Consider the following 2,741-nt stretch of genomic DNA (forward strand, 5'->3'; position numbering starts at 1 on the left):
ATGACCAAATGACCACATAGGGGGGTGTCGTAGTACCCCCATGTTTTTCTCCCAATTTTTATCCCACTCAAACCAAATCAAAATCATGGGCGCTGACGCCCCAAACCCAGTCCAAGCTGCGCCAGCTTGACCGCCTAAATGAGCGGGAGCCCCCGCTCAAACTCACCCCGCACTCGCCGTGAGGCAGGCAAAAAAAGCAGGGTTGCTTTTCTTTGCATGCGCAAAAGTGTCTTGGCCTAGCGAGTCCGTCAACTCCTTAAAGCCTCCCAGAACGGCTAAAAGCCGTTCTACGTCGATTTACCGTTGACGGACAGTAAATTATACAGGTAACAGCTAAAATGGCTTAGAGAGCAAATTAGAGGCATTTAAAAGCAATCTTCAAAGCCGATAAGTCTGGAGGAGTTGGCGACTGGACTTTATCGGCTTTGAAGATTCCAACTGACGAAAGTCAGTTTTGTTTGAGCAAAGTGAAATCTGATACAGGTTCAAGTGTTTTAGCACAACTCCAATTTATTTAGAGTATAAGTGCACCCTTATGGGACTTAACTAAATCATAACGACAAAAATAGACCTGTAAATCGATAACTATTGTGATAAAGTTTACTAAAAAGGAGTTTTAAAAATGAAAATTTTTGCAATTATTTTAGGAATTTTAGTAATTCTTTCTTGGTTATTTGTTATGAAAGAATATAGAAATGGGAATCAGAACACAACCAAAGCTCGTAATGTTACGTTATTAGCTTGTTTATTAACTTTGATTATGACTATAATGCACTTTTTCTATTAGTTTTATGACACTTATTTTTTAATCTTGTATAACTTCTAAGCAATGATTTTTTCATTGCTATTTTTAAAGGGGCGCTCATTTTGAGCACCCACTTCCCATTTTATAATTAATTTTGTATCTCACCAGTCTCTTTGTTTATGTCCTCTCTGCCGTACTTACGTTCCTGATAAACGGCATCGAAGTATAACTCACTATACTTTATGTTATAAAGTGTGAGCTCTTTCAGAGGGACGCCTTGCCAGTGGGACAGACCCCACCGCTTATTTTTCTGACGAAAAATTCCGCTCTCGTTATCGAAAATTTTGGCTGTTTTTTTACGTAACTTTAAGGCTAGTTAGTAGCTCGCTCTCGCTCATGCAGGGCTACGCCCTACATACCAAATTAAAAACTACTGCTCAGTATAAGCCTTCAATTTTAACAAATTATTTTTTTCAGTATCATCTGCTACTGCGCGAACATATTTAACACCATTACTTTCGACAGCTTCTAACTCAGAATATGGAGATAATTTAACTTTAATTTTAAATCCTTGTTCTCCTTTTGATTTGAGCCAAATATGAATAGCTTCTTTTTTGTACCATCCCTGAATTTTTTCATCATCAACTGTCCAAGTTTCATCTTCGGTTGATTCTAACTTAATTTGAACAATACTTTTTAGATCATGAACATCATTCTCATTAAAACTAATTCCTGTTGCATAAATCATTAAATCACCTCCTCATTTTATTATTCCGGTAGGACTTCCATGTAAAGTATAACTCAGTAAATCAACTTCCGTTGATAATTCCACTTCAATTTCCCTATATCTCTCAATTCGCTTTTTTAATTCTTCGTTCTCTTTTTTTAAATCTTTAATTTCAGCTTGTAATTCTTTTTCTCTATCCATCATTCCAATATCTCTCCAGTTTCTCTATCTATTTTTTTAAAAGGCTTATGACGATTAGAGCGTAGATAAGCAGTTAAAAAGATCGTTTGACTTCTAACGGTGGGAAACCAATCATCGAACTTTTCAGATACAGCATAATCAACTAAATCCCCATATTCATAACAGTTAGATTCACGAATCCATTGCACTATTTCTTGCAGAATGACATCCGTATCTACTCCAACATCTGTTAAATATTGACGATATTTAAAACCATTATGAGCAACAACTTCACTTTTATCATACTGATACTTTTCAGGATTGTTTCTGTGCCACAAATATTGAACTGAACCTTGTAAACTAGCAACTTTTTTTGGTTCTGGTGCATTCATCATTTCAGAGATATATAACGCTTGTTTATAGCTTTTTTTGTTAGTAAACGAAATTATTATATGCCAGTGAGGTTTTTTTATTTCATCAGTCGTTTCGTTTATATCTTTATCATGCAGTGGGCTTTCTATCCACTTTTCTCCTGTTTCATCTAACAATTGTCTCCAATTTTCAGGAGCTGATTCAGGATATACAATCCAACTCCAATTCCTAACACGATTATCTTTTTCATCGTTTTGAATATCTTTTTCAACCATGCTATAATTACCTTATCAAAACAAAAGCAAGAATAGCGATTTCCGTTTCTCTCAAAAAATGCGGAAAATTTTCGTTAATCCAAGAAGTAATAAGTGCAGACTTACTTAACCCCATACTTTTTGCATTTTTTTCTAAATCATCAGCAACTTCTTTTGTTAGAGTTAACATCACTCTCTTTTTATCATTGCTTACCAAAATGACCACCACCTTCTTTTTTTATCTTTTCAAAATAAGAGTAACACTTTTCTTACTGTTCAGCAACAAAAAAGTAAGAAAAGTGTTACTTTTTTGACCATGACCAAAAAAAACCAAATTTTGTGGTCAAAAATTGAGCCTGTCATATCAACGTTTCTAGCCATTTTGACCAAATGACCAAATGACCACATAGGGGGGTGTCGTAGTACCCCCATGTTTTTCTCCCAATTTTTATCCCACTCAAAC

The 2,741-nt window shown here is 35.3% G+C and carries 5 protein-coding genes; all 5 read right to left on the reverse strand.

Annotation, left to right across the window (positions count from 1 at the left end; genetic code table 11):
- Window positions 1–1,175: 1,175 nt before the first annotated feature.
- A complete protein-coding gene (locus IE039_RS08185; RefSeq protein ID WP_010003551.1) occupies window positions 1,176–1,493 on the reverse strand; it encodes a DUF3892 domain-containing protein in 318 nt (105 codons plus the stop codon).
- A gap of 12 nt (window positions 1,494–1,505) precedes the next feature.
- Window positions 1,506–1,676, reverse strand: coding sequence for a hypothetical protein (locus IE039_RS08190; RefSeq protein ID WP_011117348.1), 171 nt, complete (start codon window positions 1,674–1,676; stop codon window positions 1,506–1,508).
- The gene (locus IE039_RS08195) at window positions 1,673–2,299 is read right to left on the reverse strand and encodes a replication protein (RefSeq protein ID WP_010001599.1); all 627 of its coding nucleotides are present in this window, start codon (window positions 2,297–2,299) and stop codon (window positions 1,673–1,675) included. The genes IE039_RS08190 and IE039_RS08195 overlap by 4 nt, the downstream gene beginning before the upstream one ends.
- 7 nt (window positions 2,300–2,306) lie before the next feature.
- Entirely contained in the window at window positions 2,307–2,495 is a 189-nt protein-coding gene (locus IE039_RS08200; protein ID WP_189429013.1) for a ribbon-helix-helix domain-containing protein, read from the reverse strand.
- Window positions 2,496–2,554: 59 nt separating this feature from the next.
- On the reverse strand, window positions 2,555–2,741 hold a 187-nt coding region (locus IE039_RS08460; protein ID WP_229782870.1), incomplete at its 5' end, for a hypothetical protein.

The organism is Leuconostoc lactis KCTC 3528 = DSM 20202 (genome assembly GCF_014651235.1).
Taxonomy (GTDB): Bacteria; Bacillota; Bacilli; order Lactobacillales; family Lactobacillaceae; genus Leuconostoc; species Leuconostoc lactis.